Consider the following 25,747-nt stretch of genomic DNA (forward strand, 5'->3'; position numbering starts at 1 on the left):
CACCGCAGCCGCAGTTGTCTCTCGCCCCGACTCTGATTGCCCGCCGCGGTTTCTCTCGCCGCCCGCCCGGAGTCACGGGTCGCCGTCTCTCCGCCGCGAACAGCGCCGAGCTACAGGTCGGGGACGGTCATGTGGAAGCCGCCGTCGCGGGCCTCGACCAGACAGAGGTGGTACCCCTGCTTGCGCGAAAGCTTCACGAAGCTGGCGCGCTTCGATCGGCTGAACAGCCCGCCGCCGACCGCGTCGCTCGCCGTCTCTAACGCGCCCGGCTCGAAGAAGCTCTCAGTCACCGCGAACGCAGCCGCGAACGAGTCGTTCGACTCCGCGATGTCGCGGCCGTTGCCCACGAGGGACTCCAGCGTCCCCTCGGCGGTCGGGTCCCGGCTGTCGTTGAGGTCGGCGACGAACAGGGGGTTCCCCATCCGGTCGCGCAACACGAGGTCGAACGCGCGCTGCTCTCGCGTCTCCTCGCCGTTCTCGCGGATCGCTATCGACACCGAGCCGCCGATCTCCGCCCGGTCGACCTCGGGGATCGCGTCGTACAGGTCGCGGAGAACGCTCTGGTTGCCGGTCCCGCTCACCTCGAACGGGAGGTCCTCGACGAGCCAGCGGGTGAAGCCGTACTCGATCGTGTCCCGCAGGAACTCCTCGTACGGCCGCCCGTCGACCGTGAGCCCGTCCGTCTCGAAGCTCGTGTGGTGCTCGATCCGCAGGTTCTCGCTGAGCGCGTCGCGGTCGACCGCCCCGTCGTGGGCGTCCTCGAGCGTCGCGCCGCCCTTGGAATCGTACCGCACGAAGAGGTTCGTCCCGCTCCGCGCCTCCGCGGGAGACAGCGAGCGGTCGCCCTCGGGGAGCCGGTCGCGGGCCGCGGCGAGCTCCTCGCGCAGGCGGTCGCGCTCCTCGCGGAGCGTCGAGAGCTCCGACTCCAAGCGGTCCACCTCGGCGGCCAGCTCGTCGCGCTCGGCCTCGACGTCGTCCCGGTCCGCGACGGTCTCGTCCAGCTCCGCCGCCAGCGACTCGCGCTTCCGCTCCGACTCCTCCAGCGCGCTCTTCAGCTGGCGCAGGCGATCCTGGCCCCGTCCGTCGCCGGTCGATCCGTCGGCGCCCCGCGAGCGCTGCGACACGGCGGACCGGTTCGAGTCGGCCTCGGCCGTCGACCGCGGATCCGGAGAGTCGTCCCCCGCGGACTGCCCGCCCGGTTCGGGATCGTTTCGCCGCGCGGCGCCGTTCGATCCGCGGGACCGCCGGGAGCCGCTGGCGGAGCCTCCCCCGTTTCCGTCGCGGCCGGTCGGCGGGTCGCTCGATTCCGACGGGTCCAACGCGGGGATCGACTTCTGTTCGCGCCACTCCTCCTCCTCGGAGAACACGTCGTCGCTCGGGTGCGGCTCGCCCTCGGGCCGGTCCGAGTCCGCCGAGACGGCGGCCGCGTCGGAGAGCTCGCGATCGTCGCGGGCGTCCGACGTGGCCGCGGCCTCTGCGTCGCTCGCCGGTTCGTCCGCGCCGGCGCCCGCGTCGAGGGCGGCGTCATCAGCGCTTCGCGCCTCGTTCGCGCCACGTTCCGCGTCTGCGCTGCGCTCTCCGTTGGCTTCCCGTCGTTCGCCGTCAGTATCTCGGCCGTCGGTATCGCGACCGTCAGTATCTCGGCCGTCGGATCCGCCGACCCTGACGGGCGACGGTCCGTCGTCGCCGCCGGCTTCGGTCTCGTCCCGACCAGCGGGACTCTCGCGGCTCTCGTCCGCCCTCTCGCTTCCGGCGACTCCGTGGCGCGCCGGACTCCCGTCGGCGTCGTCGGCCGCCGCGTCACCGGGCTCGTCGGCCGCGGTGACGTCGTCTCGATCCGAGTCGCCGTCGCGGCCCGCAGCGCTCGGCTCGGGGTCCGCCGCTGCCGACCCGTCGAGGGACGGTTCGGCTGTCGAGGCGGCCCCGGACTCGGCTGCTCCGGCGTCGCCGTCGGACGGGATCTCCCTGACGCTCAGGTCGACCTCGTAGACGGTGTAGATGCCGACCTCGTCGTCGGCCAGCGAGAACGCCTTCTCGCCCGTCTCCAGGCGTCGCGAGTTGCCGACGTACGCGGCGGTCATCGACTCGCCCGCCGTGTACGTGACGTAGTAGTCGCCGGAGAGCACGTTCTCCGACAGCTCGACGTAGCCCGTGAACCCGCCGCGAGAGAGCTTCTGGTCCGCCTCCGAGAGCGGGGTGTCGTTCGTGTAGTACTGCGCCCGGGGCTCGCCGCCCCGCTCCTGCATGGCGAACAGGACCGGGAGGACCGGTTCGGGGGCCTCGTACAGCGTGCCAGAGGCCTCCGAGAAGTCCGCGAGGTCGCCGTCGACCGCGCCGACGACGCGGCCCTCGAACACGAACAGCCACGCCGTGCCGTCGGTCACCGCGCCGGAGAATCCGCGGTCGACGAGGCGCCCGAGTTCGGCGAATCCGCCCGAGAACCCGCGGGAATCCCACTCGGTGATCTCCGATCGTCGCTGCGCGTCCATCTTGGTTTATGTCGCCTGCAACGACCCAAATACCTTCCGGACCGTGAGACGCCCGTCTGACGCCGATCGAAGCCGATCCAGTCGGTGCCGACCGGCGCGCAGGCCCGGGGTTTCCGGCGATCGCTCCCGCGGGTCGTCGACCGACTACGGCTCCTCGACGGTCGCGATCGCCTCGCGGCCGAGTTCGATCACGTCCGGCTGCAGCTCGCTCGCGGCCAGTTCGGCCGGCGTGTACCAGCGCCACCCGTCAGAGTCGACCTCGTCGTCGCCGTTCGGCGCGATATCGCGGGAGCCGACGCGGGCGTAGTAGAGGTGGTCGACGTGTTGGTGCCCCACGGCCCCGTCCTCGCGGACGTTGATGTCGTGGAGCATGAGGTGGGCCGGCTCCGGGAGCCCGCGCGTGTTCGGCCCCTCGATCGACGACTCGGTCGCGACCAGCTCGGCCTCCAGCCCGGTCTCCTCGCGGACCTCGCGGAGCGCCGCCTCGTGGGGGAGCTCGTCGCGGTCGACGTGGCCGCCCGGCGGGAGCCGGATCCCGAGCCGGTCGTGCGCGTGGAGCGCGGTCGCGCCGTCGTTGACGACGTACGTCGTCGCGGTGAAGTGACGGGTGGTCTCCATACGCGCCGCTCGGCCCGCGGGGGCTTGGGCGTTCTGAAAGGGGAACCGCGTCCGGACGCCCGAGCGTCCGGACGTCGGTCAGAAAGGGCGGAGCGTCGACCGCGTGCGGTCGTCGTGTCCGGCGCGCCGATCAGCTCAGCGCGACGCCGTCCTCGGCCTCCAACAGCTCGTGGTACCGGTTCCTGATGGTCACTTCGCTGATGTTCGCGACGTCGCTGACCTCGCTCTGAGTCACCTTCTCGTTGACCAGCAGCGAGGCGGCGTACACCGCCGCGGCGGCGAGGCCGACCGGCGACTTGCCGGAGTGGATCCCCTGCGACTTCGCGGTGTCGAGCAGCGACCGGGCGCGGCGCTCGGCCTCGTCCGAGAGGCCGAGGTCGGAGGCGAACCGCGGGACGTAGCTCTCGGGGTCCGCGGGCTGGATCTCCAGCTTGAGTTCGCGGACGACGTAGCGGTACGTCCGGGCGATCTCGTCCTTCTCGACGCGGGAGACGGCCGCGATCTCGTCGAGGCTGCGCGGCGTGCCGGCCTGCCGGGCGGCCGCGTACAGCGAGGCCGTCGAGACCCCCTCGATCGAGCGGCCGGGCAGGAGGTCCTCGTCGAGCGCGCGGCGGTAGATGACCGAGGCGGTCTCGCGGACGTTGTCCGGGAGGCCGAGCGCCGAGGCCATGCGGTCGACCTCGCCGAGCGCCTGTTTCAGGTTCCGTTCCTTGGAGTCGCGGGTGCGGAACCGCTCGTTCCAGGTGCGGAGCCGCTGCATCTTCTCGCGCTGCCGGCTGGAGAGGGACTTGCCGTAGGCGTCCTTGTCCTGCCAGCCGATGTTCGTCGAGAGCCCCTTGTCGTGCATCATGTTCGTCGTCGGGGCGCCGACGCGCGACTTGTTGTCCTTCTCCTTGGAGTCGAACGCGCGCCACTCCGGCCCGCGGTCGATCTCGTCCTCCTCGACGACGAGCCCGCAGTCGACACACACCGTCTCGCCGTGCTCCGTGTCGGTCGCGAGCTGGCCGCTGCACTCTGGACATCGCAGTTCCTCGTCCGACGACTCGGTCTCCTCCTCGTCGTCGACGTGCTCCGCCGTGTACGTTCGAACGTTTTCGCTCATTGGTTGGTTCAAATGGAGGGAACGAGGGGACCGAGAGACGCGTCTCGGTTAGTCTCCTCACTAACGGGTAAGGCCTGAGAGTATTTAAATCCTTGTGCCGATATCGATTCTGAAAACCTACGGAAGAGGGCGTCTTGAGCGCCACCACGGCAAAAATAGCCGTGATTTTTCGGCCGTCGGTCTGTCGCGCGCGCTTCGTGGCGGCTCGCCTATCGCTACTATATAGATATTTCGTGAGATACCGGGGATTCGAGGCTCCCGCACGGTTCCGCGAGGACAACCGATTTGAGCGTCGCCCGAGCAACTGACGTATGAACCGGACACGCCTCGACGAGACGCTCGCCGCCCTCGAGACCGACGGCTACCTGCTCGACGCCTCGCAGGAGGACGCGAACCAGCTGTACCTCTCCGGGTTCACCGGCCCGGACCCGTTCCTGACGCTGTACGCCGACGGCGAGGTCCACGTGCTGGTCTCGGGGCTGGAGTACGGGCGGGCGCGGTCGGAGGCCGCCGCCGACACCGTCGAGCGCCACGCCGACTACGACTACGAGTACGGCGGGCGCGAGGAGCGCTACGACATGTACGCCGCGTTCGTCCGCGACAAGGGCGTCGAGTCGGTGTTCATGCCGCCGCGCGGCCCGGTCGGGACCGCCGACGCGATGCGGGAGCGCGGGGTCGACGTCGCGGTCGACGGCGACGACCTCCTCCGGGAGGTCCGCGCCGTGAAGACCGACGAGGAGGTCGACGCGATCCGCGAGGCCCAGCGCGCGAACGAGGCCGCGATGCGCGCCGCCGAGGACCTGCTCGCGAGCGCGGACGTCGCCGGCGAAGCCGCGTCCGCCGACGCCGACGTCGAGCCCGGGACGCTCCTGATCGCGGACGGCGAGCCGCTCACCAGCGAGCGCGTCGCCGAGGAGATCGAGGCGACGCTGCTCCGTCACGGCTGCGCGCTCGACGAGACGATCGTCGCCGGCGGCGCGCAGGCGGCCGACCCCCACGACCGCGGCTCCGGCCCGCTCCGAGTGAACGAGGCCATAATCGTCGACGTCTTCCCGCGGTCGAAGGCGACGAAGTACAACGCCGACATGACCCGGACGTTCTGCGTCGGCGAGCCGCCGGCGGCGCTCCGGGAGTGGTACGACCTCACCGAGCGCGCGCTGGCGGCCGCCCTCGACGCCGTCGAGCCGGGCGCGACCGGCGAGGACGTCCACGCCGCGGCCTGCGAGGTGTACGAGGAGGCCGGCGAGCCGACGTTCCGCACCGACCCCGAGGCGGAGACGGGGTTCATCCACTCCACCGGCCACGGGATCGGGCTCGACGTCCACGAGTCCCCCCGGCTCGCGAGCGGCGGCGGGGAGTTGGAGCCCGGTCACGTGATCACCGTCGAGCCCGGCCTGTACGACCCGGACGTCGGTGGGGTCCGGATCGAGGACCTCGTGGTCGTCACCGAGGACGGGTACGAGAACCTCACCGAGTACCCGATCGCGTTCGAGGTCTGACGGGGCTCGGCGGTCCGGTCCGCGGTGCGTGCGAGGCGACCGCACACCACACTCGGCCCGACTGGCCGCGACCGGAACCCGCTTTGACCCGGGTCGAGAACGGCGACCGTGAACTGGCGGTACCGGCACACGGCGCTCGCCCTCTGCACGCTCGCGTTCACCGCGACGATGGTCGCGCGGCTGGCCATCAGCCCGCTGGTCCCGCGGATCACGGCGCGGTTCGGCGTCACGAACGCGACGGTCGGCCTCGCGCTCTCGGGGATGTGGCTGGCGTACGCGCTGGCGCAGTTCCCCTCCGGCGTGCTCGGCGACCGGTACGGGGAGCGCACGGTCATCCTGACCGCGGTCGGCGCCACCGCGGTCGCCTCGCTCCTGATCGCCGCCTCACCGTCGATCGCCGTCTTCATCCTGTTCACCGTGGCGCTCGGCGCGGGCGCCGGACTCCACTACTCCGTGGCGACGACGTTCCTCGCGAAGCAGTTCGACGACATCGGCCGCGCCATCGGCGTCCACGTCGCGGGCGGCCCGATCGCCGGGCTCGCCGCGCCGCCCCTCGCCGCGCTCGTCGGCTCCCGGTACGGCTGGCGCGCCGGCATCCTCCTCGGCGTCGCCGTCGCGGTACCCGTGTTCGCCCTGTTCGCGTGGCGGGTGCGGCCCACCGAGCCGATCCGCCCGGATCAGCCGATGCGCGAGCGGTTCGCTCTCGCGCCGCTCCTCGAACTGCTCTCGCGGCCGCCGATCCTCTACACGACCGCGCTGGCGACGATGGGCGCGTTCTCGTGGCAGGCGACCGCCTCGTTCCTCCCGACGTTCCTCGACGTCGGGAGCGGGCTCTCGACGGCGCTGTCGGCGCTGCTGTTCTCGCTGTACTTCCTCGTTCACGGCGGGACCCAACCGGTCACGGGCTCGCTCTCCGACCGGTTCGGTCGCGACGTGACGGCGATGGGGACGATGAGCGCGGGGATCGCCGGCTACGGGCTCCTCGTCGCGACGGCGCGCTTCGACCTCGGGCTCGGCCCCACCGTCGCCGCCGTCTGTCTCGTCGGCGTCGCGATGTCGTGGGGCGCGCCCGTTCAGTCCCGGTTCATGGACCTCCTCTCCGACGCCGAGCGCGGCGCCGGGTTCGGGCTCGTCCGAACGGCCTACATGGTGCTCGGCGCGTCCGGTAGCGTCGTCGTCGGGACCGTCTCCGACGTCGCGGGCTGGGGCGTCGCGTTCGGCCTGCTCGCCGGCGTGATGACGCTCGGGCTGGTCACGCTGCTCGCGAACCGAGCGCTGGGGCTGGGGTACTGACGGGAACGAAAAGTCGGGACGAGACCGAGGTCGCCTACAGCCGGTCGTCTTCGAGGCTTCCGGGGTCCTCGGCGGTGTCGAACATGTTGTTCTCCGCGCCGTCCAGCATCTCGTCGCGCGGCTCGTCGTCGACGACGCTCACGTTGTACGCCTCGATGCCGGAGGCGATGAGGTCCTCCGCGGCCTGTTCCTCGGAGACGAACTCCTGGTCGGCGAGCTGCTGGAACTCCGCGTAGACGTCGTCCGAGAGGTTCAGTTCGAAGGTTGGCATACCCCCTCGTTCCGGCCGGACGCTTTTAAACGTTCCCTCGGCGGAGACGCCGGAGACCTGGGCAAATCGAGGGCCGCGACGCACCGGAGCTCACCCGGTGGCCCGCCGTGAGCAACGATCCGAACAGAGTGGACGGGAATATTGGTCGCCGTTCGGTCGCGATCGCTTGGCCCGCGACCGCTCGACTATACGTCGCTGTCGCGTGCGGTCGAGCGAACGACCCCCGATACTTTCCGTCTCCCGTTCTACCATACGGTATGTCCCACTGGCGCCGCCGCAACGAGGCGGTATCGACGACTGCCGGTTACAGGGGCCAGACCGCCCGTGACTAATGAAACATCGGACTGGTCCGGTCGACTTCACCGGTCACGGATCGCGTTGGTACTGTACTTTCGGCGGCTGTTGTCGCCGCCGCTTCCCGGAGACGGACTGCTGTTGTTCGGCTTTCTCGAAGGCGTTCTCGGATGGGGAATCTCGTGGCTGTTCAGTCGTAACCCGGGTCTCGCTCCGTTCGGACTGATCCAGTCGATCGTCGTCGTCTGGATGGTGTTGACCGTCGGAATCGTGTTCTTCGGCGTGACGTATACCACACCGACCGTACGGCGGAACCGCGTCTGGTTAGTTTGGGGTGGCCTGAACGTCGCCGCGACCGTCATTAACGTCGCCGCCCTCGCTGACCTCGTCCCGTCCGCGATGTTGCAGTACGCGTACTGGCACCCGTGGTTGGCGGTACTCGGAATCGGCTACCTCGTCACCGCACTGTACAACTGGGAGAGCCCACAGATACGACACCAAGAGCGCGTCGTCTACGCCGCGACCGGCGTGGTGACGCTCGGTCTCCTCGCGGGGAGCCTCGGCCCGCTACGCGCGTTCGTCACGCTGAACATCTTCGCGATCGGTGCGGTCGTTCACCTTGTTCCGATCGGCCACGACGTGCTTGCCGACGCAGTGCTTATCGCCCGTCGACAGTGACTCAACGACCGCCATCCGAACGACACCGACCGACGATTCGACGGATCCCACAGAATGTACGAGACCATCCTCTTTCCGACGGACGGCAGCGAGGCGACGACCAGCGCCGCGACACACGCATTCAGCCACGCAGAGCGATACGACGCGGCGATACACGTGCTCTCGATCGTCGAACTCGCGAGCGGTCTCGGCACCGCCGGGCGTGACGAAGCGGAGCTCGCCGAGCGGCGAACCGAACGAGTGTCGGCGGCTGAGAAGATTGTCTCGAAAACCGCGCCCGACGATGTCGAGGCGACCATCGCTGTCGAGGTCGGTAGCCCGGCGAGGGTGATCACGGAGTACGTCGACGACAACGATATCGACCTCGTAGTGATGAGTACAAAGGGCCGAAGCGGAGCGGAACGCATCGTCTTCGGCAGCATCACCGATGAGGTCGTCCGGCACGCGAACGCTCCCGTGCTCGCGGTTCGACGATAACGCGTCCGCCGACCAGTAGCGCCGTCGCTTAGCGGTCCGAACTCGGTCTGGCCACGTCGACCGTCTCGGAGCCCTTCGCTCGTGACGGCGACCCTGCTGTCCCAGTTGTTCGACGACGACTCGGAAGACACCGACGCCGGCCCGGTGGTTTTGCGACCGTATTTAAACCGCCGAACAGTTCGGGAGTAGCTAGTTGTTCGTTTCCGGTCCAACGTTACAGTATGTCAGAGATCTGTCTACCGTAAGTAACACCGACCAGACGCCCACAGGGAATCGAGATCTCACGAGCGATCACCGCGGCGGACGGTGGGCCGGCGCCGCGGGAGCGCGTTCGCGCCGCTGAGCCGGCTCATCGACACGACACACGATACAACACAATGGACCGACGAACGATTGCCATCCTCCTCATCGTGCTCGCCGTGCTGCTGCCGACGTGGTACGTCGGGCTCCACGGCGAGCCGCCGTCAGAGGAGGTTCGGATCGACCAGAGCGTGAGCGAGATGCAACCGCTGGAGGGGTTCGTAGACACGCCGAACAAGCTCTCGCCGAGTCAGGTTGGCGTGATCGTCTGGGTCGCGCTGCTGGGCCTCTTGGGAGCCATGGCCTTTTTTCACCGCTTCATGAACCGGGCCGCGCGGCCCGACGCGAGCGGTGGGGGCCCGGGCGATGCGGCCGACACAACAGAGGCAACGGCCACAGACGGCGGCGGACTCGACGCACCGCCGCCGGAGGGAGTGAATCGAGCGACGTTCCCCTGGCTCGAGACCGAGGACCGGTGGGTCGTCGAGTACCACGACGCGAGCGACGCCATCGAGGGGCTCGTCGCGATGGGCGGGCTCACCGCCCTCGCCATAGTGTTCTCTGCGCTGCTCACCGCCGAGTACCTCACGCTCGCCCGGACCCAGTACTTCGGGATCTACGCCTTCGGGCTGTTCATGTCGCTGCTGGGCTCGACGGTGTCGTACTACGCGTGGTTCATGCCTCACGTCGAAGTCGCCGAACGGAGGGACCACTGATGGAAGACGACGTAACCGACCCACGACCGACGGGAGACGGAACCGACGCCCCGCCGAACGCCGCGTCGCACGGAGACGAGGGCCCTGGCGGGCGGACCGACGCCGGCGACGGCGAGCTGTGCGACGCGTGCCCGGATAACGACGACGGGCCCGCGGTCAATCCGAGCATCTACCGGCCGTATTGGCGGGACGCGCGCGCCGAACTCAAGCGCCGTGACTACGCGAAGGTCCTCGCGACCGTCGGGGGGATCACCGCGGTCGGGAGTCTCGCAGCCCCCGTCGCCGGGCTCACTCGGGTGTTCGACACGAAGTATCGGGGACCGGTGTACGAAGACGGGATCCCCCTCGTCGACGACGTCGGCGAACGGATCACGGAGGACCGCATCGCTCCGGGCGAACAGCTCACGGTGTTCCCCGAGCCGCGTCCGGGGATCGAAGACGCCCCGACGCTGCTCGTGCGCTTCGAGGAGTCGGCGTACAGCGACGACGTGCGCGACGAGTACACCGTCGGCGGGTACGCCGCGTTCTCGAAGGTGTGTACTCACGCGGGCTGTATGGTCGCCGACCGCGACGGCGACGTGCTCGTCTGCCCGTGTCACTCCGGGCGGTTCGACCCGGTAACCGGCGGAGAAGTCGTCGGTGGGCCGGCGCCGCGGTCGCTGCCGCAGCTCCCGATCACGCTCTCGGGCGACGGCTACCTCGTCGCGACGGGCGACTTCCGAGGGCCGGTCGGCCCGGGGGGTGAGTGATGTCCCGGATCGACGCCGCGACCGACCGGGCCGAGTCCGCCTACGACTGGGTCGACTCGCGGCTGGACCTAGAGGGCGGGAGCGACTTCCTCGGGAAGGCGTTCCCCGCGGAGGACTCCTTCCTGCTCGGCGAGGTCGCGCTGTTCTGTTTCGGCATCCTCGTCTCGACCGGGACGTTCCTCGCGTTCTTTTACGAGCCGAGCACGGCCGCCGTCGAGTACGGCGGCAGCGTCGCGCAGTACCAAGGCCAAGAGGTGCCGGCGGCGTTCAAGAGCGTCCTCAACATCACCTACGACGTGCCGTTCGGGATGTTCCTGCGGCGCATGCACCACTGGGCGGCGCACCTGTTCGTCGCCGCGATCGCCTTGCACATGCTCCGCGTGTTCTTCACCGGGGCGTATCGCAACCCGCGCGAGCCGAACTGGCTCGTCGGGACCGGCCTCGCCGGGCTGGCGATGTTCGCCGCGTACACCGGGTACTCGCTCCCGTACGACGAGTTCGCGAGCACGGCGGTCGGCATCGGCTACAACGTCGCCGCCTCTGTCCCGATCGTGGGCGACCCGCTCGCGAGCATCGTGTTCGGCGGGCAATTCCCGACGAGCGCGACGATCCCGCGCCTGTTCTTCCTCCACGTCTTCCTCATCCCGGCCGCGATCGCGGGACTCATCGCCGTACATATGGCCATCCTCGTCCGGCAGAAACACACCGAGGCGCGGCGCGACGGGGACGTCGCCGCCGCGGGGACCGGCGCGGACGTGAGCGGGGGCGCCGCGGGAGCGGGCGGCGACGCTCCGAGCGCGAGCGGGGGCGCCGAAGCGCCGGACGGCGGCGCGCGCCTGATCGACCGCGACGACGACAGCGTCGTTATCGGGCTCCCCGCGTTCCCGAACCAAGCCGCCGTGAGCGCGGTCGTGTTCTTCCTCACGATGGCCGTGCTCTCGCTACTCGCGGGGCTGCTTCCCGTTCACAACATCGCCGAGTACGGCCCGAACGACCCGGCGTCGACGCCGTCGCTCGTCATGCCGGACTGGTTCCTGATGTGGGGGTACGGATTCTTAAAGCTCACTCCCTCGTGGCTGAGCTTCGACGTGCTCGGGATCCACATCAGCTCGGAGTTCGTGGGCGGTCTGCTCTTGCCCAGCCTGGTGTTCGTCGCCGTGGCGGTCTGGCCGTTCATCGACCGCGCAGAGAAGCCGGAACACTTCACCCGGAACTACCTCGACCGCCCGTTCCCGACCGCGGTCGGCATCCTCGGGGTCACGCTCGTCATGGTGGCCTCTATCGCCGGGATGGACGTGATCCTCGCCGAGATACTCGGTACGTCGACGGCGGTGCTCCGACCGTACCTGACCGCGACGCTCGTTCTCGTCCCGGCCGCGGCCGGCACCCTCACCTACGCGATTCTCGGCGGCTTCGAGGACGATTCGGGAGAGGGCGGCGCGGAGCCGACGATGTCGGAAGACGACGGAACCGCGTCGGCCACGGAGGGATCGAGCGATGACTGAGTTGAGCGCGTTCCGGCTGGCCGAGCTGTCGCCCCGCCGGTACCGCTGGGCGGATCGAGCGACGAAACTGGCCGGCGTGGGACTGATAGCCGCCGGGCTGGACGCGGGCGGCGGTACCCCCGAGGGCGTCGCGTTCGCGGCGCTCGGCGTCGCGCTCGGCCTCGCAACCGTTCTCATAGAGAAACAATGACAGACAAGACAGACACACCGAGCGAATCGACACGCGACGGCAGCGGCGCCGCGCGCCGCGACTTCCTGAAAGGGGTCGGGGCAGCGGCCGCCGTCGGCGCCACCGGGCTGGGATCCGCGCAGGACCTCACGGAAATGACCGCGCTGGACGTCGTCGACGACCCGATCGGGAGCTACCCGTACCGAGACTGGGAGGACCTCTACCGCGAGGAGTGGGACTGGGACGACAAGGCCCGCTCGACGCACAGCGTCAACTGCACGGGCAGCTGCTCGTGGCAGGTGTACACGCGGAACGGGCAGGTATGGCGCGAGGAGCAGGCCGGTGACTACCCGCGCTTCGACGAGTCGCTTCCCGACCCCAACCCGCGGGGCTGTCAGAAGGGGGCGTGTTTCACCGACTACGTGAACGCGGACCAGCGCGTCACACACCCGCTCCGCCGGACCGGCGAGCGCGGGGAGGGGAAGTGGGAGCGGATCTCTTGGGACGAGGCGCTCACCGAGATCGCCGAGGAGGTCATCGACACCGTGGAAGACGAGGAGTACGACGCGATCAGCGGTTTTACTCCGATTCCGGCGATGAGCCCGGTGTCGTTCGCCTCGGGGAGCCGCCTCGTCAACCTGCTCGGCGGCGTCAGTCACTCCTTTTATGACTGGTACTCCGACCTTCCGCCCGGACAGCCGATCACGTGGGGAACCCAGACCGACAACGCCGAGAGCGCGGACTGGTACAACGCCGACTACATCATCGCGTGGGGATCGAACATCAACGTCACGCGGATCCCCGACGCGAAGTACTTCCTCGAAGCTGGGTACGACGGCGCCAAGCGCGTCGGGATCTTCACCGACTACAGCCAGACGGCCATCCACTGCGACGAGTGGATCGGGCCGGAGCCCGGGAGCGACACCGCACTCGCGCTCGGGATGGCGCGCACCATCGTCGACGAGGGGCTGTACGACGAGGCGCACTTGAAAGAGCAGACGGACATGCCGCTGCTCGTCCGTGAGGACACCGGGAAGTTCCTCCGCGCGAGCGAGGTGTCCGGGCTCAACGTCGACGCCGACCGGCCGGAGAAGGTGTTCGTCATGCAGGACGCCGACGGCACCCTCCGCACCGCGCCCGGATCGCTGGGCGAGCGCGACGGCCAGAACGACCACTCCGTGAGCATCGAGCTCGACTTCGACCCCGAACTCGCCGTCGAGCGCACGGTCGACACGACCGACGGCGACGTCGAGACGCGCTCCGTGTGGTTGAACCTCCGCGACGAGCTGTCGGAGTACACCCCCGAGCAGGTCAACGAGATCACCGGCGTCGGCGAGCAGACCCACCAGAAGATCGCCCGCGAGTTCGCCGACGTCGATCGCGCGAAGATCATCCACGGCAAGGGGGTCAACGACTGGTACCACAACGATCTCGGAAACCGCGCGATCCAGCTGCTCGTCACGCTCACGGGGAACCTCGGCCGACAGGGGACCGGCCTCGACCACTACGTCGGTCAGGAGAAGATCTGGACGTTCAACGGCTGGAAGAATCTCTCGTTCCCGACCGGGAGCGTCCGGGGCGTCCCGACGACGCTGTGGACGTACTACCACGCCGGAATCTTAGAGAACACCGACCCGGACACGGCGGCGAAGATCCGGGAGTCGATCGACAAAGGGTGGATGCCGCTGTACCCGAGCGAGCGCGACGACGGCAGCCGCCCCGACCCCAGACTCATGTTCGTCTGGCGCGGGAACTACTTCAATCAGGCCAAGGGGAACATCGCGCTCGAAGAGGAGCTGTGGCCGAAGCTCGATCTGGTCGTCGACATCAACTTCCGGATGGACTCGACGGCGCTCAACAGCGACATCGTCCTGCCGACGGCGAGCCACTACGAGAAACACGACCTGTCGGTGACGGACATGCACACCTACGTGCACCCGTTCACGCCGGCGGTCGAGCCACTGGGGGAGTCGAAGACGGACTGGCAGATCTTCCGCGAGCTCGCCGCGAAGATTCAGGAGCTCGCCGAGGAGAGCGGCGTGGAACCGGTCGAGGACCGGAAGTTCGGCCGACAGATCGACCTCCAGTCGATTCACGACGACTACGTCCGCGACTGGCTCGACGATGAGCCCGGCGCCCTCGCGGAGGACAAGGCGGCCGCGGAGTTCATCCTCGAAAACTCCGAGGAGTCGAACCCGGAGGGCGCCGACGAGCAGCTCACGTTCGACGACATCGAAGAGCAGCCGCGGCGCCTCCTCGAAGCCGGCGACCACTGGTCGTCGGACATCGAGGAGGGCGAGGCGTACGCGCCGTGGAAAGACTACGTGCAGGACAAGAACCCGTGGCCGACGTTCACCGGGCGGCAGCAGTACTACATCGACCACGACTGGTTCCTGGAGCTCGACGAGCAGCTCCCGACGCACAAGGAGGCACCGGTGTTACAGGAGAAGTCGGAGTACCCGCTCGGCTACAACACGCCCCACAGCCGCTGGGCGATCCACTCGACGTGGCGCGACGACAGCAAGATGCTCCGACTGCAGCGCGGCGAGCCGACCGTCTATCTCAACCCCGATGACGCCGAGGAACGGGGGATCGAGGACGGCGACACCGTGCGGGTGTACAACGACCTCGACTCCGTGGAGGTGCAGGCGAAGATCTACCCGAGCGGGGAGCCGGGAACGGTCCGGCACTTCTTCAGCTGGGAACGGTTCCAGTATCCCGACCGCAACAACTTCAACTCGCTCGTGCCGATGTACATGAAGCCGACGCAGCTCGTCCAGTACCCCGAAGACACGGGCGAGCACCTCCACTTCTTCCCGAACTACTGGGGACCGACAGGCGTGAACAGCGACGTTCGGATCGAAGTCGAGAAGGTCGAATCGGGGGCGGCGTCGATCGTTTCCGACTCGCTCGGGGCGTCGGAAGCGGGGTCAGCGTCGCTCCGTTCGGGGTCCGAGTCGCGCGGCGCGTTGGGTCGCATCTCGGACCTACTCGGAGGTGACGACTGATGAGTAAGACCACTGACGACACGGTTCACCAGACCGAAGACGGCGCCCGCCAGACCGAGGACGGCGACGTCCCGCTCGCGGAGGGCGTCGATCACCAGGTGGCGATGGTGATGGACCTGAACAAGTGCATCGGCTGCCAGACGTGTACGATCGCGTGTAAGACCAACTGGACCGAGTCCGGGGGACGCGAGTACATGTACTGGAACAACGTCGAGACGAAGCCCGGCGCCGGCTACCCGCGCGACTGGGAGGAGATGGGCGGCGGCTGGGACGAGGAGGGACAGTCCCGAACGCCCGGCGAACTCCCGGAGCAAGAGGACTACGGTCGCGCGTGGGACTTCAACCACGAGGCGATCATGTACGAGGGCAGCGACGAGCCGCTCCGCCCCATGGAGAACGCCGACTGGGGGCCGAACTGGGACGAGGACGAGGGCGCCGGCGAGTACCCGAACTCGTACTACTTTTACCTCCCTCGGATCTGCAACCACTGCACGCACCCCTCCTGCGTGGAGGCGTGCCCGCGATCCGCGATCTACAAGCGCGAGGAGGACGGCATCGTTCTGGTCGATCAGGACCGCTGTCGCGGTTACCGCTACTGCGTCGAGGGGTGTCCCTACAAGAAGGTGTTCTACAACGCGCAGACGAAGACCAGCGAGAAGTGCATCTTCTGTTACCCCCGGATCGAGGGGGAGGGGCCAGAGGGCGAGGTCCGGCCGCCGTCGTGCGCCGAGGACTGCCCGCCGCAGCTCCGGCACGTCGGCTTCCTCGACGACGAGGACGGCCCGATACACAAGCTCGTCAACGAGTACGAGGTCGCCTTGCGGCTCCACCCCGAGTACCGGACGGAGCCGAACGTCTACTACATCCCGCCGTACGCGCCGCCACAAACCTCGGAGAGCGGCGAGACGGTGGACGCCGACCGTATCCCGCGCAACTACCTGGAAGAGTTGTTCGGCCCTGAGGTGGAGTCGGCGCTCAACACGATCACCCGTGAGCGGGAGAAGGTCGAGCGCGGCGAAGAGAGCGAACTCATGGAGATCCTCTCGACCGTGAACAACGACGACCAATACCGGCTGGAGGTGTTCGACGATGACGGCTGACGATGCGACGACTCTCGGCGGAATCGGGTCGCGGGAGCTCGCCGTTGCGGCGGCGCTCGCGCTCGCCGTCGTGGTCGCGACCGCGGCGTTCCCGATGATCGTCGACGCCCGTGCGGCCTACGAGATCCCGGTCGAGCAGCAGTCGAGTGCCGGCGACCTCGCGGATCCGACCGGCGACGCGTGGCAGTCGGTCGAGACCGTGGACGTGCCGATGAGCAGCTCCGGCGCGGCGGTGCCGGGCGGATCCGACGCCGCGGTCGACTCCGCCAGCGTCGCGGCCGCACGGACCGACGAGCGGCTCTACCTCCGGCTGTCGTGGAGCGACGCGTCCGCGAACACGTCGACCGACTCGCTGCGGGCGTTCGCCGATTCCACCGCGGTCCAGCTCCCCGTTTCGTCCGAGGAACGGCCGCCGATCGCGATGGGGTCGACCGACAACCGGGTGAACGTCTGGTACTGGAACGGGGCCGACGGGACGGAGTCGCTGCTCGCCGGCGGCGCCGGGAGCACGACGCAGATTCCGGAGTCGGCGGTGGAGACGAACGCGGCACACAGCGGCGACCGCTGGACCGTCGTGTTCAGCCGGCCGCTTGCGTCCGACCGCGCGAACGTGACCGATATCGCCCCGAACGAGGACGTGAACGCCGCGTTCGCGGTCTGGCAGGGAGCGAACGAGGAGCGCTCCGGCCAGAAGGCGGTCAGCGAGTGGTACTATCTCTCACTCGACCCGGACGATGGCGGGGCGCCGTACGAGACGGTGCTGTGGGCGTTAGCCGGCATCGCCGTCGTGTTCACCACGCTCGTGACCGTCGAGGGTATCCGCCGGACGAGGGGTGAGTGACCGTGTCGGGGTCGACGCCCGAACGCGACGGCTCGCGACTCGACACGGAGCTTCCGAGCGGCGCGGTCGACGAGGAGACCGCCGCCCGCGGGAACGTCTACGCGCTTGTGGCGGCGGCGTTCACCGAGCCGAGCCAAGGGCTTTACGAGCGGTTCGCGGACGGCTCGCTCGACGACGCCGTCGGGACGCTCGTCGAGCGGAGCGGCCTCGACGTCGACCCGCCGGACCTGACCGTCGAGGACGACCGCGAGACGCTCGCGGCCCGGTACAACGACCTGTTCGTGGTCGGCTACTCCGAAGTGATCGACGGGACCGACGGGACGGTCGAGAATCAGGGGCCGCCGGTGTCGCTGTACGAGTCGACGTACCGCTCGGAGGTGTCGTGGAACGACGTGAACCTCGACCTCGCTCGGGCGTACGAGCACTTCGGGTGCGAGATCGGCGGCGAGGAGCGCCGCCACCACGATCACGCCCGGCTGGAACTCGAATTCGCGGGGTACCTCTGTCGGCTGGCCGCCGCGGGCGACGCAACCGTCGGCGGCGACTCGACTGACGCCGCCGAACCGGCGAACCTCGACCGCGCGCGGCTCGACTTCCACGACAGGCACCTCTCCGTCCTCGCGTCGGGGCTATGGAGCGCCCTCGACGAGGAGCCCGGGACGAGCGTCTACGGCCGCCTCAGCCGGTTCCTCGACGCGTTCGTCGCCGCGGATATCGACGATCTGGCGGTCCGGCTCGACGCCGGCGTCGGCGGGGAGCGCGAGCACGCGACCTCGGACGGTCCGAACGGGGGTGAGAGGCCGTGAGCTCGCCGACGGGAAGCGTGAGCGCCCGGGCGGCCTCTCCGGGGGCCCTCGGTCGCTTCGGCGGCCGCGTCGGGGCGATCGGCCTGCTCGTCGCCGTCGCCACCGGGGTCGCGACCGCGGTCCGCGTGCTGTACAACGCCCCGTTCGAGCCGGCCGCGCTTCCGCCCCGACTGGTCCCGGTCGTCGGGACGGTCGCGGCGCTCGCGGCAGGGGTTGCGCTCGCGGCGGTCGCGCTCTCGACGAGGCGGTCCGCGGTCCGCGTCGGGCTCCTGTTCGCCGGTGTGTTCGGCGTGCTCGCGACGATCTCGGGCTCGGCGACGGTCGCCGCGGCCGTCGCGATTCCGGGCGGCGCGGCGCTGGCGTTCGCCCGCGCGCTGGGAGTGCCGGCGACCTACTTCGAGCTCCGGCGCGGAGCCCTCGCGCTGGCGTTCGCGCTCGCCGTCGGGCTCTCGCTCGTCGCGACGGCCGGCATCGTCGGTTCCGCCTACCGTGTGGCCGGATCCGTCGCCTTCCTCGCGGGAGTGACCCTCCTCGCGGTGCGGGCCGAGCGCGACCGGGTCGCGCTCGGTGCCGGTGCGTTCGCGTTCGCGGGTGTCGTCGCCGCGAGCGCCGCCGCCCCGTTCGTCACCGGGAGCGCGCTGCTCGTCGGATTCGCCGTCGTCGGGATCCCGTCACTGCTCGTCGCGACCGCGGCGTTCGGCGGTGTCGCCGCCGCAGTCGCCGGGCTCCGCGACGGTGACGCGCGGCTCGCGATCGGTGCGGTCCTCCTGCTTGCCGCGGGCGTCCCGGCGACGCCGGGGGCCGCGACCGCCGTCTGTCTCGGCGCCGCGCTCGTGGCGCTCGATGCCGACGAGCCGTTCGGCGCGCAGGCGGGGAACGCGCCGGACTCGACGGATTCGAGGGAGGTGAGCGCCCGATGAGAGACCCCGACGAGGCGACGGACGGCCCCACCGACCCCCGGGTCCACCCCGAGGAGAGCCCGGGGTTCGGCGAGGAACCCGACGGGCTCGAAGACATCGAGGTGAGCCGCGACGTGACGATCGGCGACGCGACTCCCCGAGAGCTTCAGGCGACGGACACGGCGCCGCTCCGGGGGACCGACGTCGCCGAGAAGATCGCGGACCTCGTCGACGGCGACCCCGTCGAGCGCCGACGAGCCGCGCTGGCGCTCGGCGAGGGGCGGCCCACCGAGGCCGCAGTCGACGCGCTGATCGAGCACGGCCTCGCGGACGACGACGCCGACGTGCGCCAGTTCGCCGTCGAGGCGCTCGGCGAACTCGGCGGCGGGCGGGCCGGCGAGGCCGCGGTCGCGGCGTGTGACGACCTCGACCCGTGGGTCCGCGCCGAGGCGGTCGTCGCGCTCGACCGGATCGGCCGGAGCGAGTACGCGCCGACGATCGAGGCGGCGCTCGACGACGAGCACCACGCGGTCGTCAGGAACGCGATGGTCTCGCTGTTCAAGCTGCGCGGCGAGGCGCTGTGCCCCGTCCTGCTGGAGCTGTCGCACGCTGACAGCGAGCGCCTTCGGGAGTGGGCGGTCCACCTGCTCGCGGGCGTCGACGCCGAGCGCGCCGCGGCCCGCCTCGACGCGGTCGCGAACGACGAGACGCAGTCGAAGGTCGTCCGGAGCACCGCCGTCCGCGCGCTCGACGCCGACCCGGGGAAGTTCCGGCGGCAGTTCAGCGGCGGCACCGAGAACGACAGCGCCGACCTGCCCGGCGAGAGCACGCTCAACCGCCGGCCGGACCTGTGAACCGTTCGGGTCCGGAGCCGCCGATCGCAGCCGCGCCGACACCCCACCGATCCAAACCACACCGACACCAATGACAGATCCCACCGTTGATACCCCCGACGAAGCCGACGGATCCGACGACACCGACGAACCGCTCGCTCAGGAATCGCCCGCCGACGCCGCGGAGGCCGCGCTCCGGAAGGTCCGAGACCCGGACGCCGGAGTCAGCGTGTTCGAGGCCGGAGTGATCGAGGACGTCGAGGTCGCCGACGGCACCGCGACGATCACCGCAGACCTGCGGGAGTTCCCGCGGGACGCCGCCGAGCGGGTGTCGGCCGCCATGGTGCAGGCGGTCTCTGACGCGCGGGGCGTCTCGAACGCGCGCGTCGAAGGGGCCGATCCGAAACCGGACCTCGACGGGCGGTCGTCTGGGATAGAGACCGCGGACCGGGTGATCGCGGTCGCGAGCACGAAGGGCGGCGTCGGGAAGACGACGGTCGCGACGACGCTGGCATGCGCGCTCGCGGCGGGTAACAGCGATAGTCAGGACACCCCCTCTGTCGGACTCTTCGACGCCGACATCTACGGCCCGAACGTCCCCGAGGTGATCGGCGCGAGCGGCCCAGTCTACAGCGACGACGACGGCAACCCGGTCCCGGTCGACGCCGGCGGGCTGGAGGTGATGAGCATGGCGCTGCTCTCTGACGACGGCCCGCTCGCGTGGCGGGGCGCGATGGCCCACGACGCGCTCTCGGACCTGTTCGAGACGACCGCGTGGAGCGGCCCGGACAGCGTCGTCGTCGACATGCCGCCGGGCACGGGGGACGTGACGCTGACGACCCTGCAGGAGGTCCCGGTCGACGGCGTCGTCCTCGTCACGACGCCGTTCCACGCCGCCGTCTCCGACACCGCCCGGGCGCTGGAGCTGTTCGAGGAGAACGACGTGCCCGTGCTCGGCGTCGTCTCGAACATGGGCGAGTTCGTCTGCGACGAGTGCGGAACGCCCCACGACCTGTTCGGCGGCGACGACCCGATCGAGGCGCTCGAGTTACCCGTCCTCGCGGAGCTCCCCTTCGACCCGGAGCTGCAGTCGACGCCGGCACCGAGCGCCGACGCGCTCCCCGAGTACGCGACAGAGCTCGCCGCTGCGATCGACGAGCGGTACGAGGCGGTGTGGTCGGTCGATCCGCCGGCGGACGCCGTCGACCTGCGCGGACTCGACCCGGAGACGCGCAAAGAGCGCGTCGAGAAGCGGTTCCGTGAGCTCGGCTCGGGCGAGGAGTGTTTCATCGTGAGCGACCGCGACCCGACGCCCGTCCGGGGGTTCCTGCTCGACCTGACCGACGCCGAGGAGCTCCCGAGCTTCCGCGTCAAGCGACAGAACCCGGAGACGTGGTTCGCGCGGGCGACGCGATCGTAATCGCCCGTCTCGTTTCTGTCGACCGTATCTCACGTTTCTGTCGACCGTATCTCACGTTTCTGTCGGGCGTATCTCACGTTTCTGTCGACCGTATCTCTCGTTTCTGTCGGGCGTATCGGTAAGTGAGGCGTTCTCCACCGGTCCCGATCGGCACGGCCACGGCGGCGATCGCTTATAAGGAGTAGACGCGGTGGCGCGCGCCTCCGAGCGGCCGCCGATGGCGGCCGCTCAGAGCGCGTGCGAGGGAGGCGGCGGGCCGGCGCGGCTCCGCCCGCGCCGGGCCGTCCGCCGAGGCTGGGGAGGCGTGAGGCTGCGGTGCTATGTGGGTGGGACTCAAAGGGGCAGGCGACGAGAGCGACGCAGGAGACGCAAGCACCGCAACGAGAGAGCGTCAGCGATCGAGTGAGGTGCGCAGCGAGCGTGCGTCGCTCTCGTCGCCTGGGGCTTTGGACGCGTTCACCGCAGAGTCGTCGACCAGGGATAAACAGCCGATGGCAACACCGCGGTCCGGAATATAAACAACTGCATCATCACGCCGAGATTCGCACTCAGCTCGGCGGCCCGGTTTATAAATCGCTCCAGGCGCCGAGGAACCGCTGGACCGCGGTCAGGTGCCCGACCGCGGCGAACAGCGCGAGCAGGAGGCCGACGACGTTGAGTCCGACGACGATCGGCGTCGAGTAGACGGCGGCGACGAGGCCGACGATACCCATCAGCGCGAGTCGGTCGGCCCGACCGAGGAGTCCGCCGTACTCGCGCCCGATGCCGACCGCCTGGATCTGGGTGCCCATGTACGAGGTCATCAGGACGCCGGTGACGGCGAGGAAGCCGAGGGCGTACGCCTCGACCCCGACCGTGAACCCCGCGATGATCGCGATGTCGGCGTAGCGGTCGAGGACGTGATCGAGGAGGTCGCCGCCGTCCGAGGAGACCTCCAAGTGGCGCGCGAGCGCGCCGTCAACGAGGTCGAGCCACCCGTTGAGGAGGACGCAGACCGCGCCGACGGCGTAGAAGAGCGGTTCGCCGACCGCGAAGGCCCCCGCGGCCGCGACCGCGACGCCGAACGCGAGGGCGCTCACCTGGTCCGGCGAGAGCCCGAGCCGGGCGGCGGCGCGCACCCACGGTCCGAGCAGGCGGTCCGCCACCGAGCGGTACTGGTCGAGGGTCATCTACCGTCCCGACCGTCGCGGCGGGCTCATATATAATCGATGAAGTCGACGGTGCCGGCGCTCGGCTCGCGCTCGCCCTCGATCGCGGCGCGGATCTCGTCGGCCACGGCCGCGGGGTCGCGGTCGGTCGTGTCGATCTCGTAAACGTTCTCGACGCCGTGCTCCGCGACGGCCTCCGAGAGGATCACGTCGAGCGCCTCGCTCTCCGCGTTCTCGCGAGCCTTGCGAGCGAGAGCTCGAGACGGTTCATCCGGCTTGGCGTTCTCCTCGGCGGTCGCGTCCGACTCCCCGCGCTCACGGAGCCGAGTCTCGACCGTCTCCGGGCGACAGCGCAGGACAATCACGCGGTCGACGTCGAAGCGGTGGGCGAGGTGGGAGTCGAGCACGCCCGACCACTCCCCGAGGCGGTCGCGCACCGCGTCGAGGTCGGCGACGAGGGTGTCGCGCTCGACGTCGCGCTCGGTCCAGAGGTCGTCGTCGCCCTTGATGCGGTCGTTGAGGTGGATCACGTCGTACTCACCCTCCAAGAGGGCGGTCGCGGTCGACTTGCCGGTTCCGGGGGTGCCGGTGACGGCGACGCGGGCGGGGGCGCCGTCGGCGCCGGTGCCGGCGGCGTCTCGCTCGCTCCCGCTCACGCCCGAACACCGAGGCCGAGGTCGGCGAGCGTCTCGTTCAGTCGCTCGACCGCCTCGCGCGTCTCCTCGCGGGTGCCGGTCGAGATCCGGACGTGGTTCGGAAGGCCGAACGAGGTGCAGTCACGGATGATCACGCCGCGCTCTTGGGCCGCGTCGGCGACCCGCTCCGCGTCGCCGACCTCGGCGAGCACGAAGTTGCCGGCCGACTCGACCGTGGGCGCGTCGAGCTCGTCCGCGATGTGCTCGCGGGCCCACCGCGCCGACTCGATCGACTCCTCGACGTGGTCCTCGTCGTCGAGGGCGGCGAGCGCGGCCCGGCAGGCGAGCTCGTTCGCCGCGAACGGGGTGTTCACTCGGGCGTACGCCTCGCCCCACGCCTCGGGGACGACGCTGTAGCCGATCCGGAGCCCCGCGAGCCCGTACGCCTTCGAGAACGTCCGGAGCACCGCCACGTCGTCGCGCTCGTCGACCAGCGGGATCGCGCTGTCGACCGCGGCGAACTCGCCGTACGCCTCGTCGACGACGACGAGCGTCTCCTCGGCGGTCGCGTCCGCGATCGCCTCGACGTCGTCCAGGGGCAACGTCGACCCAGAGGGGTTGTGCGGGGAGGTGACGTAGACGATCCGCTCGCCGCCGTAAGCGCTCAGGACCGTCTCCGCGTCCTGCGCGAACCCGTCGGCCGCGTCGAGCGCGTACTCCGTCACCTCGCCGTGGTGGTACCGGGCCGACATCCCGTAGTAGGCGAAGCCGGGCGTCGGGACGAGGACGGCGTCGTCGGGCTCTAAGGCGGCCCGCGCGAGGTAGTCGATCGAGCCGTCGGCACCGGGCGAGACCCAGACCTGCTCGGTCGCCACGTCCCACTTCTCCGCGATCTTCGCGGTGAGGTCCGTATGCGAGGACTTCGGGTACTGGTGGACGCGGTCGGCGTGCTCGCGGATCGCCTCGACCGCCGCCGGGCTCGGGCCGTGCGGGTTCTCGTTCGAGGAGAGCTTGATCAGGTCGTCGGGGTCGATCCCGCGTTCGCGGGCGACCTCCTCGACGCCTCGTCCCGGGACGTACGGCGAGTGGTCCGAGAGATCGCGTGGTTCCATGACCGTTCGTCCGGGACGGTCGGTCTTAAGGGTGGCCGAACGGATCCCGGATCGGACCCGCTCACCGGAGGTCCGCGGCCCGTCGCTCCGCCTCGGCGACGACCGACGGTCGACCCGCGAACGCGACCGTCACGCCGTCCGGAGCGTACGTCACGTCGCGGACCTCACCGCTGTCGTGCGCCCACGACAGCAGCGCCTGCGCCGCGCCCGAGTTCGGCAGTCGGAGGGTCGTCGCCTCCGTCGGCAGCGCCGAGCGGAGCGCCTCCCGGACCGCGTCGACCCCCGCTCCCGTGAGCGCGCTCGCCGGGACGGCCGGTTCGAGCGCCTCGGCGACGGCGTGGCCGTCAGCGTTCAGGTCCGCCGCGGCGTCCGCGAGGGCCTCGCGGCGAGCGTGGAGATCGCGACCGTCGAGTAAGTCGACTTTGTTGAGAACCGGGACGACCGGGCCGGCCGTCTCCTCGACGGCGGAGAGGGTCGTCCGGACGCGGTCGCCGACCGTTTCGGGACCGTCGGCGGCGTCGACGACGAGCAGGACCGCGTCGGCGTCGCGGATCGACTCGATCGTCGCGCGGAACGACCGGACGCTTCGGTGCGGGAGCGCGTCGACGAACCCGACCGTGTCGGTGACGAGGGTCCGTCGGCCGCCGAGCGTCGCCCGACGGGTGGTCACGTCGAGCGTCTCGAAGGGGCGATCGGCGGCCGAGACGGACTCGTCGACGTCGGCGTGAGTTCCCGGATCGTCGTGGGTTCCCGGACCGTCGACGTCGTCGGCGAGACGTCGGAGCAGCGTCGATTTGCCGGCGTTGGTGTACCCGGCCAGCGCGACCGCGTCGAACCCCGCCCGCCGGCGCTGCTCTCGCCGCTCGCTCCGGGCCTCCGTCACCTCGCTGAGGGCGCGTCGAGCGTCGTCGATCCGACGCTCCACGTCGAGGACCCGTCGGTCGTCCTCGTTGTGGTACCGGAGGTCGGTCGCGTAGTCGCGCGCGATGAGCTCCCGGAGCCGCGGCTTCAGGTACTCGAGGCGGGCGAGCTCGACCTGTAGCTCGGCCGCGCGCGAGCCGGCCCCCTCGGCGAACAGGTCGAGGACCAGCCGCGTCCGGTCGATCGGTTCGACCCCGTCCGGGAGCAGGTCGGAGAGCGACGCCGTCTGCCCGGGCGAGAGTTCGCCGTCGTAGATCACGGCGTCGACGTCCTCGACCGACGCTCGGCGCATCAGCTCCTCCGCCTTGCCGCGGCCGAGTCCGTACGTCGGGTCCTCGCGGCGCCGCTGGGTGACCTCGCCGACGACCTCGTAGCCCGCCGAGCGGGCGAGCCCGCGGATCTCGTCCGTCTCGGGGCGAACGTCGGCGTCGCGCGCGGCGATCAGCGCACGGCCGGCGTCGAGGCGGTGCGTCCGGCGTCGGTCGTTGTCGGTTCCGTCTCGCGTCTCGTCGTCGGATTTCTCGTCTCGTGACATCGGGTCGTCGGGCGCTCGCGTCGGCCCGGAGAGGGGTTCGACACCGCCGACCGCGGACTCGCGACGTCCGGCACGCGGCGGCGACGACGAACCGTGTTCTGGAGCGATACCCTGCGCGATCGAGAGGCGTCGAAGGTCGCCGGAGAGCGGACCGCCCCGGAACGGAGGGCGATTGTCTCCGAGACCGAGTCTCTCGGTCGCACTGGTCGGGCGCTGGCCGGGGCCTCCGAAGCGGGCGGAGACGGGTGCGCGGAGTCGTCGCGAGCCGCGGTCAGCGCGAGAACGAGATGGACTTCACGTATTGGTTACCGAACCGACGATACATAAGC

23 protein-coding genes are annotated in these 25,747 nt (G+C 70.0%); 15 read left to right on the forward strand and 8 right to left on the reverse strand.

What is annotated here, in order from left to right:
- Positions 1-110: 110 nt before the first annotated feature.
- From DJ73_RS09450 to DJ73_RS09460, 3 genes are all read right to left on the reverse strand, one after another.
- On the reverse strand, positions 111-2,489 hold the full coding sequence (locus DJ73_RS09450) for a hypothetical protein (protein WP_094557838.1): 2,379 nt from the start codon (positions 2,487-2,489) through the stop codon (positions 111-113).
- A gap of 144 nt (positions 2,490-2,633) precedes the next feature.
- Complete coding sequence (locus DJ73_RS09455; protein WP_094557839.1) at positions 2,634-3,107, reverse strand: NUDIX hydrolase; 474 nt, start codon at positions 3,105-3,107, stop codon at positions 2,634-2,636.
- A gap of 130 nt (positions 3,108-3,237) precedes the next feature.
- Complete coding sequence (locus DJ73_RS09460; RefSeq protein ID WP_094525525.1) at positions 3,238-4,209, reverse strand: transcription initiation factor IIB family protein; 972 nt, start codon at positions 4,207-4,209, stop codon at positions 3,238-3,240.
- Positions 4,210-4,520: 311 nt separating this feature from the next.
- Between DJ73_RS09460 and DJ73_RS09465 the strand changes: the two genes are divergently transcribed.
- On the forward strand, positions 4,521-5,708 hold the full coding sequence (locus DJ73_RS09465) for a Xaa-Pro peptidase family protein (RefSeq protein ID WP_094557840.1): 1,188 nt from the start codon (positions 4,521-4,523) through the stop codon (positions 5,706-5,708).
- A 108-nt stretch (positions 5,709-5,816) separates the two neighbouring features.
- On the forward strand, positions 5,817-7,001 hold the full coding sequence (locus DJ73_RS09470; RefSeq protein WP_094525527.1) for a nitrate/nitrite transporter: 1,185 nt from the start codon (positions 5,817-5,819) through the stop codon (positions 6,999-7,001).
- A gap of 34 nt (positions 7,002-7,035) precedes the next feature.
- Here DJ73_RS09470 and DJ73_RS09475 read toward each other — a convergent pair whose 3' ends face one another.
- Positions 7,036-7,272, reverse strand: a complete 237-nt coding sequence (locus DJ73_RS09475) for a hypothetical protein (RefSeq protein ID WP_092566076.1) — start codon at positions 7,270-7,272, stop codon at positions 7,036-7,038.
- A gap of 378 nt (positions 7,273-7,650) precedes the next feature.
- On the opposite strand from DJ73_RS09475, the gene DJ73_RS09480 reads away from it, so the two are divergent.
- The 13 genes from DJ73_RS09480 to DJ73_RS09540 all read left to right on the forward strand — a co-directional run bounded on the left by DJ73_RS09480 (position 7,651) and on the right by DJ73_RS09540 (position 21,067).
- A complete protein-coding gene (locus tag DJ73_RS09480) occupies positions 7,651-8,244 on the forward strand; it encodes a hypothetical protein (protein ID WP_141212682.1) in 594 nt (197 codons plus the stop codon).
- Positions 8,245-8,298: 54 nt separating this feature from the next.
- Positions 8,299-8,721 (forward strand): universal stress protein, encoded by a 423-nt coding sequence (locus DJ73_RS09485; RefSeq protein ID WP_094525531.1) that lies wholly within the window; start codon positions 8,299-8,301, stop codon positions 8,719-8,721.
- Positions 8,722-9,098: 377 nt separating this feature from the next.
- Entirely contained in the window at positions 9,099-9,737 is a 639-nt protein-coding gene (locus DJ73_RS09490) for a hypothetical protein (protein WP_094525533.1), read from the forward strand.
- A complete protein-coding gene (locus DJ73_RS09495) occupies positions 9,737-10,486 on the forward strand; it encodes a ubiquinol-cytochrome c reductase iron-sulfur subunit (RefSeq protein WP_094525535.1) in 750 nt (249 codons plus the stop codon). The genes DJ73_RS09490 and DJ73_RS09495 overlap by 1 nt, the downstream gene beginning before the upstream one ends.
- Positions 10,486-11,991 (forward strand): cytochrome bc complex cytochrome b subunit, encoded by a 1,506-nt coding sequence (locus DJ73_RS09500; protein ID WP_094525536.1) that lies wholly within the window; start codon positions 10,486-10,488, stop codon positions 11,989-11,991. Before DJ73_RS09495 ends, DJ73_RS09500 begins: the two co-directional genes overlap by 1 nt.
- Entirely contained in the window at positions 11,984-12,181 is a 198-nt protein-coding gene (locus DJ73_RS09505) for a hypothetical protein (protein WP_094557841.1), read from the forward strand. Before DJ73_RS09500 ends, DJ73_RS09505 begins: the two co-directional genes overlap by 8 nt.
- Positions 12,178-15,168, forward strand: a complete 2,991-nt coding sequence (locus DJ73_RS09510) for a molybdopterin-dependent oxidoreductase (RefSeq protein WP_094557842.1) — start codon at positions 12,178-12,180, stop codon at positions 15,166-15,168. The genes DJ73_RS09505 and DJ73_RS09510 overlap by 4 nt, the downstream gene beginning before the upstream one ends.
- Positions 15,168-16,268: a 4Fe-4S dicluster domain-containing protein gene (locus tag DJ73_RS09515; RefSeq protein WP_094526829.1), complete on the forward strand. Its 1,101-nt coding sequence runs from the start codon at positions 15,168-15,170 to the stop codon at positions 16,266-16,268. Before DJ73_RS09510 ends, DJ73_RS09515 begins: the two co-directional genes overlap by 1 nt.
- Complete coding sequence (locus tag DJ73_RS09520) at positions 16,258-17,109, forward strand: ethylbenzene dehydrogenase-related protein (protein WP_094525544.1); 852 nt, start codon at positions 16,258-16,260, stop codon at positions 17,107-17,109. Before DJ73_RS09515 ends, DJ73_RS09520 begins: the two co-directional genes overlap by 11 nt.
- Complete coding sequence (locus DJ73_RS09525; protein ID WP_094525546.1) at positions 17,106-17,915, forward strand: molecular chaperone TorD family protein; 810 nt, start codon at positions 17,106-17,108, stop codon at positions 17,913-17,915. Before DJ73_RS09520 ends, DJ73_RS09525 begins: the two co-directional genes overlap by 4 nt.
- Positions 17,912-18,835: a phosphate ABC transporter permease gene (locus tag DJ73_RS09530; protein ID WP_094557843.1), complete on the forward strand. Its 924-nt coding sequence runs from the start codon at positions 17,912-17,914 to the stop codon at positions 18,833-18,835. The genes DJ73_RS09525 and DJ73_RS09530 overlap by 4 nt, the downstream gene beginning before the upstream one ends.
- On the forward strand, positions 18,832-19,668 hold the full coding sequence (locus tag DJ73_RS09535; protein ID WP_094525550.1) for a HEAT repeat domain-containing protein: 837 nt from the start codon (positions 18,832-18,834) through the stop codon (positions 19,666-19,668). The genes DJ73_RS09530 and DJ73_RS09535 overlap by 4 nt, the downstream gene beginning before the upstream one ends.
- A 70-nt stretch (positions 19,669-19,738) precedes the next feature.
- A complete protein-coding gene (locus tag DJ73_RS09540; protein ID WP_094557844.1) occupies positions 19,739-21,067 on the forward strand; it encodes a P-loop NTPase in 1,329 nt (442 codons plus the stop codon).
- 566 nt (positions 21,068-21,633) lie between these two features.
- Here the strand turns inward: DJ73_RS09540 and DJ73_RS09545 are convergent.
- The 4 genes from DJ73_RS09545 to hflX form a co-directional block, all read right to left on the reverse strand.
- Positions 21,634-22,236 (reverse strand): CDP-alcohol phosphatidyltransferase family protein, encoded by a 603-nt coding sequence (locus DJ73_RS09545; protein WP_094525554.1) that lies wholly within the window; start codon positions 22,234-22,236, stop codon positions 21,634-21,636.
- Positions 22,237-22,262: 26 nt separating this feature from the next.
- Positions 22,263-22,871, reverse strand: coding sequence for an adenylate kinase family protein (locus DJ73_RS09550; RefSeq protein ID WP_094557845.1), 609 nt, complete (start codon positions 22,869-22,871; stop codon positions 22,263-22,265).
- Entirely contained in the window at positions 22,868-23,962 is a 1,095-nt protein-coding gene (gene hisC / locus DJ73_RS09555; RefSeq protein ID WP_094525558.1) for a histidinol-phosphate transaminase, read from the reverse strand. Before hisC ends, DJ73_RS09550 begins: the two co-directional genes overlap by 4 nt.
- A 61-nt stretch (positions 23,963-24,023) precedes the next feature.
- Positions 24,024-25,418, reverse strand: a complete 1,395-nt coding sequence (gene hflX / locus DJ73_RS09560; RefSeq protein ID WP_094557846.1) for a GTPase HflX — start codon at positions 25,416-25,418, stop codon at positions 24,024-24,026.
- Positions 25,419-25,747 lie beyond the last annotated feature (329 nt).

It is taken from the genome of Halorubrum sp. Ea1, assembly GCF_002252965.1.
Taxonomy (GTDB): Archaea; Halobacteriota; Halobacteria; order Halobacteriales; family Haloferacaceae; genus Halorubrum.

Excerpts from the sequence above, each read along its gene's own strand:
- DJ73_RS09450 (WP_094557838.1), bottom strand. The coding sequence starts at position 2,489 with ATGGACGCGCAGCGACGATCGGAGATCACCGAGTGGGATTCCCGCGGG.
- hisC (WP_094525558.1), bottom strand. The coding sequence starts at position 23,962 with ATGGAACCACGCGATCTCTCGGACCACTCGCCGTACGTCCCGGGACGA.
- DJ73_RS09490 (WP_094525533.1), top strand. The coding sequence starts at position 9,099 with ATGGACCGACGAACGATTGCCATCCTCCTCATCGTGCTCGCCGTGCTG.
- DJ73_RS09465 (WP_094557840.1), top strand. The coding sequence starts at position 4,521 with ATGAACCGGACACGCCTCGACGAGACGCTCGCCGCCCTCGAGACCGAC.
- DJ73_RS09515 (WP_094526829.1), top strand. The coding sequence starts at position 15,168 with ATGAGTAAGACCACTGACGACACGGTTCACCAGACCGAAGACGGCGCC.
- DJ73_RS09500 (WP_094525536.1), top strand. The coding sequence starts at position 10,486 with ATGTCCCGGATCGACGCCGCGACCGACCGGGCCGAGTCCGCCTACGAC.
- DJ73_RS09535 (WP_094525550.1), top strand. The coding sequence starts at position 18,832 with ATGAGAGACCCCGACGAGGCGACGGACGGCCCCACCGACCCCCGGGTC.
- DJ73_RS09505 (WP_094557841.1), top strand. The coding sequence starts at position 11,984 with ATGACTGAGTTGAGCGCGTTCCGGCTGGCCGAGCTGTCGCCCCGCCGG.
- DJ73_RS09545 (WP_094525554.1), bottom strand. The coding sequence starts at position 22,236 with ATGACCCTCGACCAGTACCGCTCGGTGGCGGACCGCCTGCTCGGACCG.
- DJ73_RS09510 (WP_094557842.1), top strand. The coding sequence starts at position 12,178 with ATGACAGACAAGACAGACACACCGAGCGAATCGACACGCGACGGCAGC.
- DJ73_RS09495 (WP_094525535.1), top strand. The coding sequence starts at position 9,737 with ATGGAAGACGACGTAACCGACCCACGACCGACGGGAGACGGAACCGAC.
- DJ73_RS09520 (WP_094525544.1), top strand. The coding sequence starts at position 16,258 with ATGACGGCTGACGATGCGACGACTCTCGGCGGAATCGGGTCGCGGGAG.
- DJ73_RS09455 (WP_094557839.1), bottom strand. The coding sequence starts at position 3,107 with ATGGAGACCACCCGTCACTTCACCGCGACGACGTACGTCGTCAACGAC.
- DJ73_RS09540 (WP_094557844.1), top strand. The coding sequence starts at position 19,739 with ATGACAGATCCCACCGTTGATACCCCCGACGAAGCCGACGGATCCGAC.
- DJ73_RS09485 (WP_094525531.1), top strand. The coding sequence starts at position 8,299 with ATGTACGAGACCATCCTCTTTCCGACGGACGGCAGCGAGGCGACGACC.
- hflX (WP_094557846.1), bottom strand. The coding sequence starts at position 25,418 with ATGTCACGAGACGAGAAATCCGACGACGAGACGCGAGACGGAACCGAC.
- DJ73_RS09475 (WP_092566076.1), bottom strand. The coding sequence starts at position 7,272 with ATGCCAACCTTCGAACTGAACCTCTCGGACGACGTCTACGCGGAGTTC.
- DJ73_RS09460 (WP_094525525.1), bottom strand. The coding sequence starts at position 4,209 with ATGAGCGAAAACGTTCGAACGTACACGGCGGAGCACGTCGACGACGAG.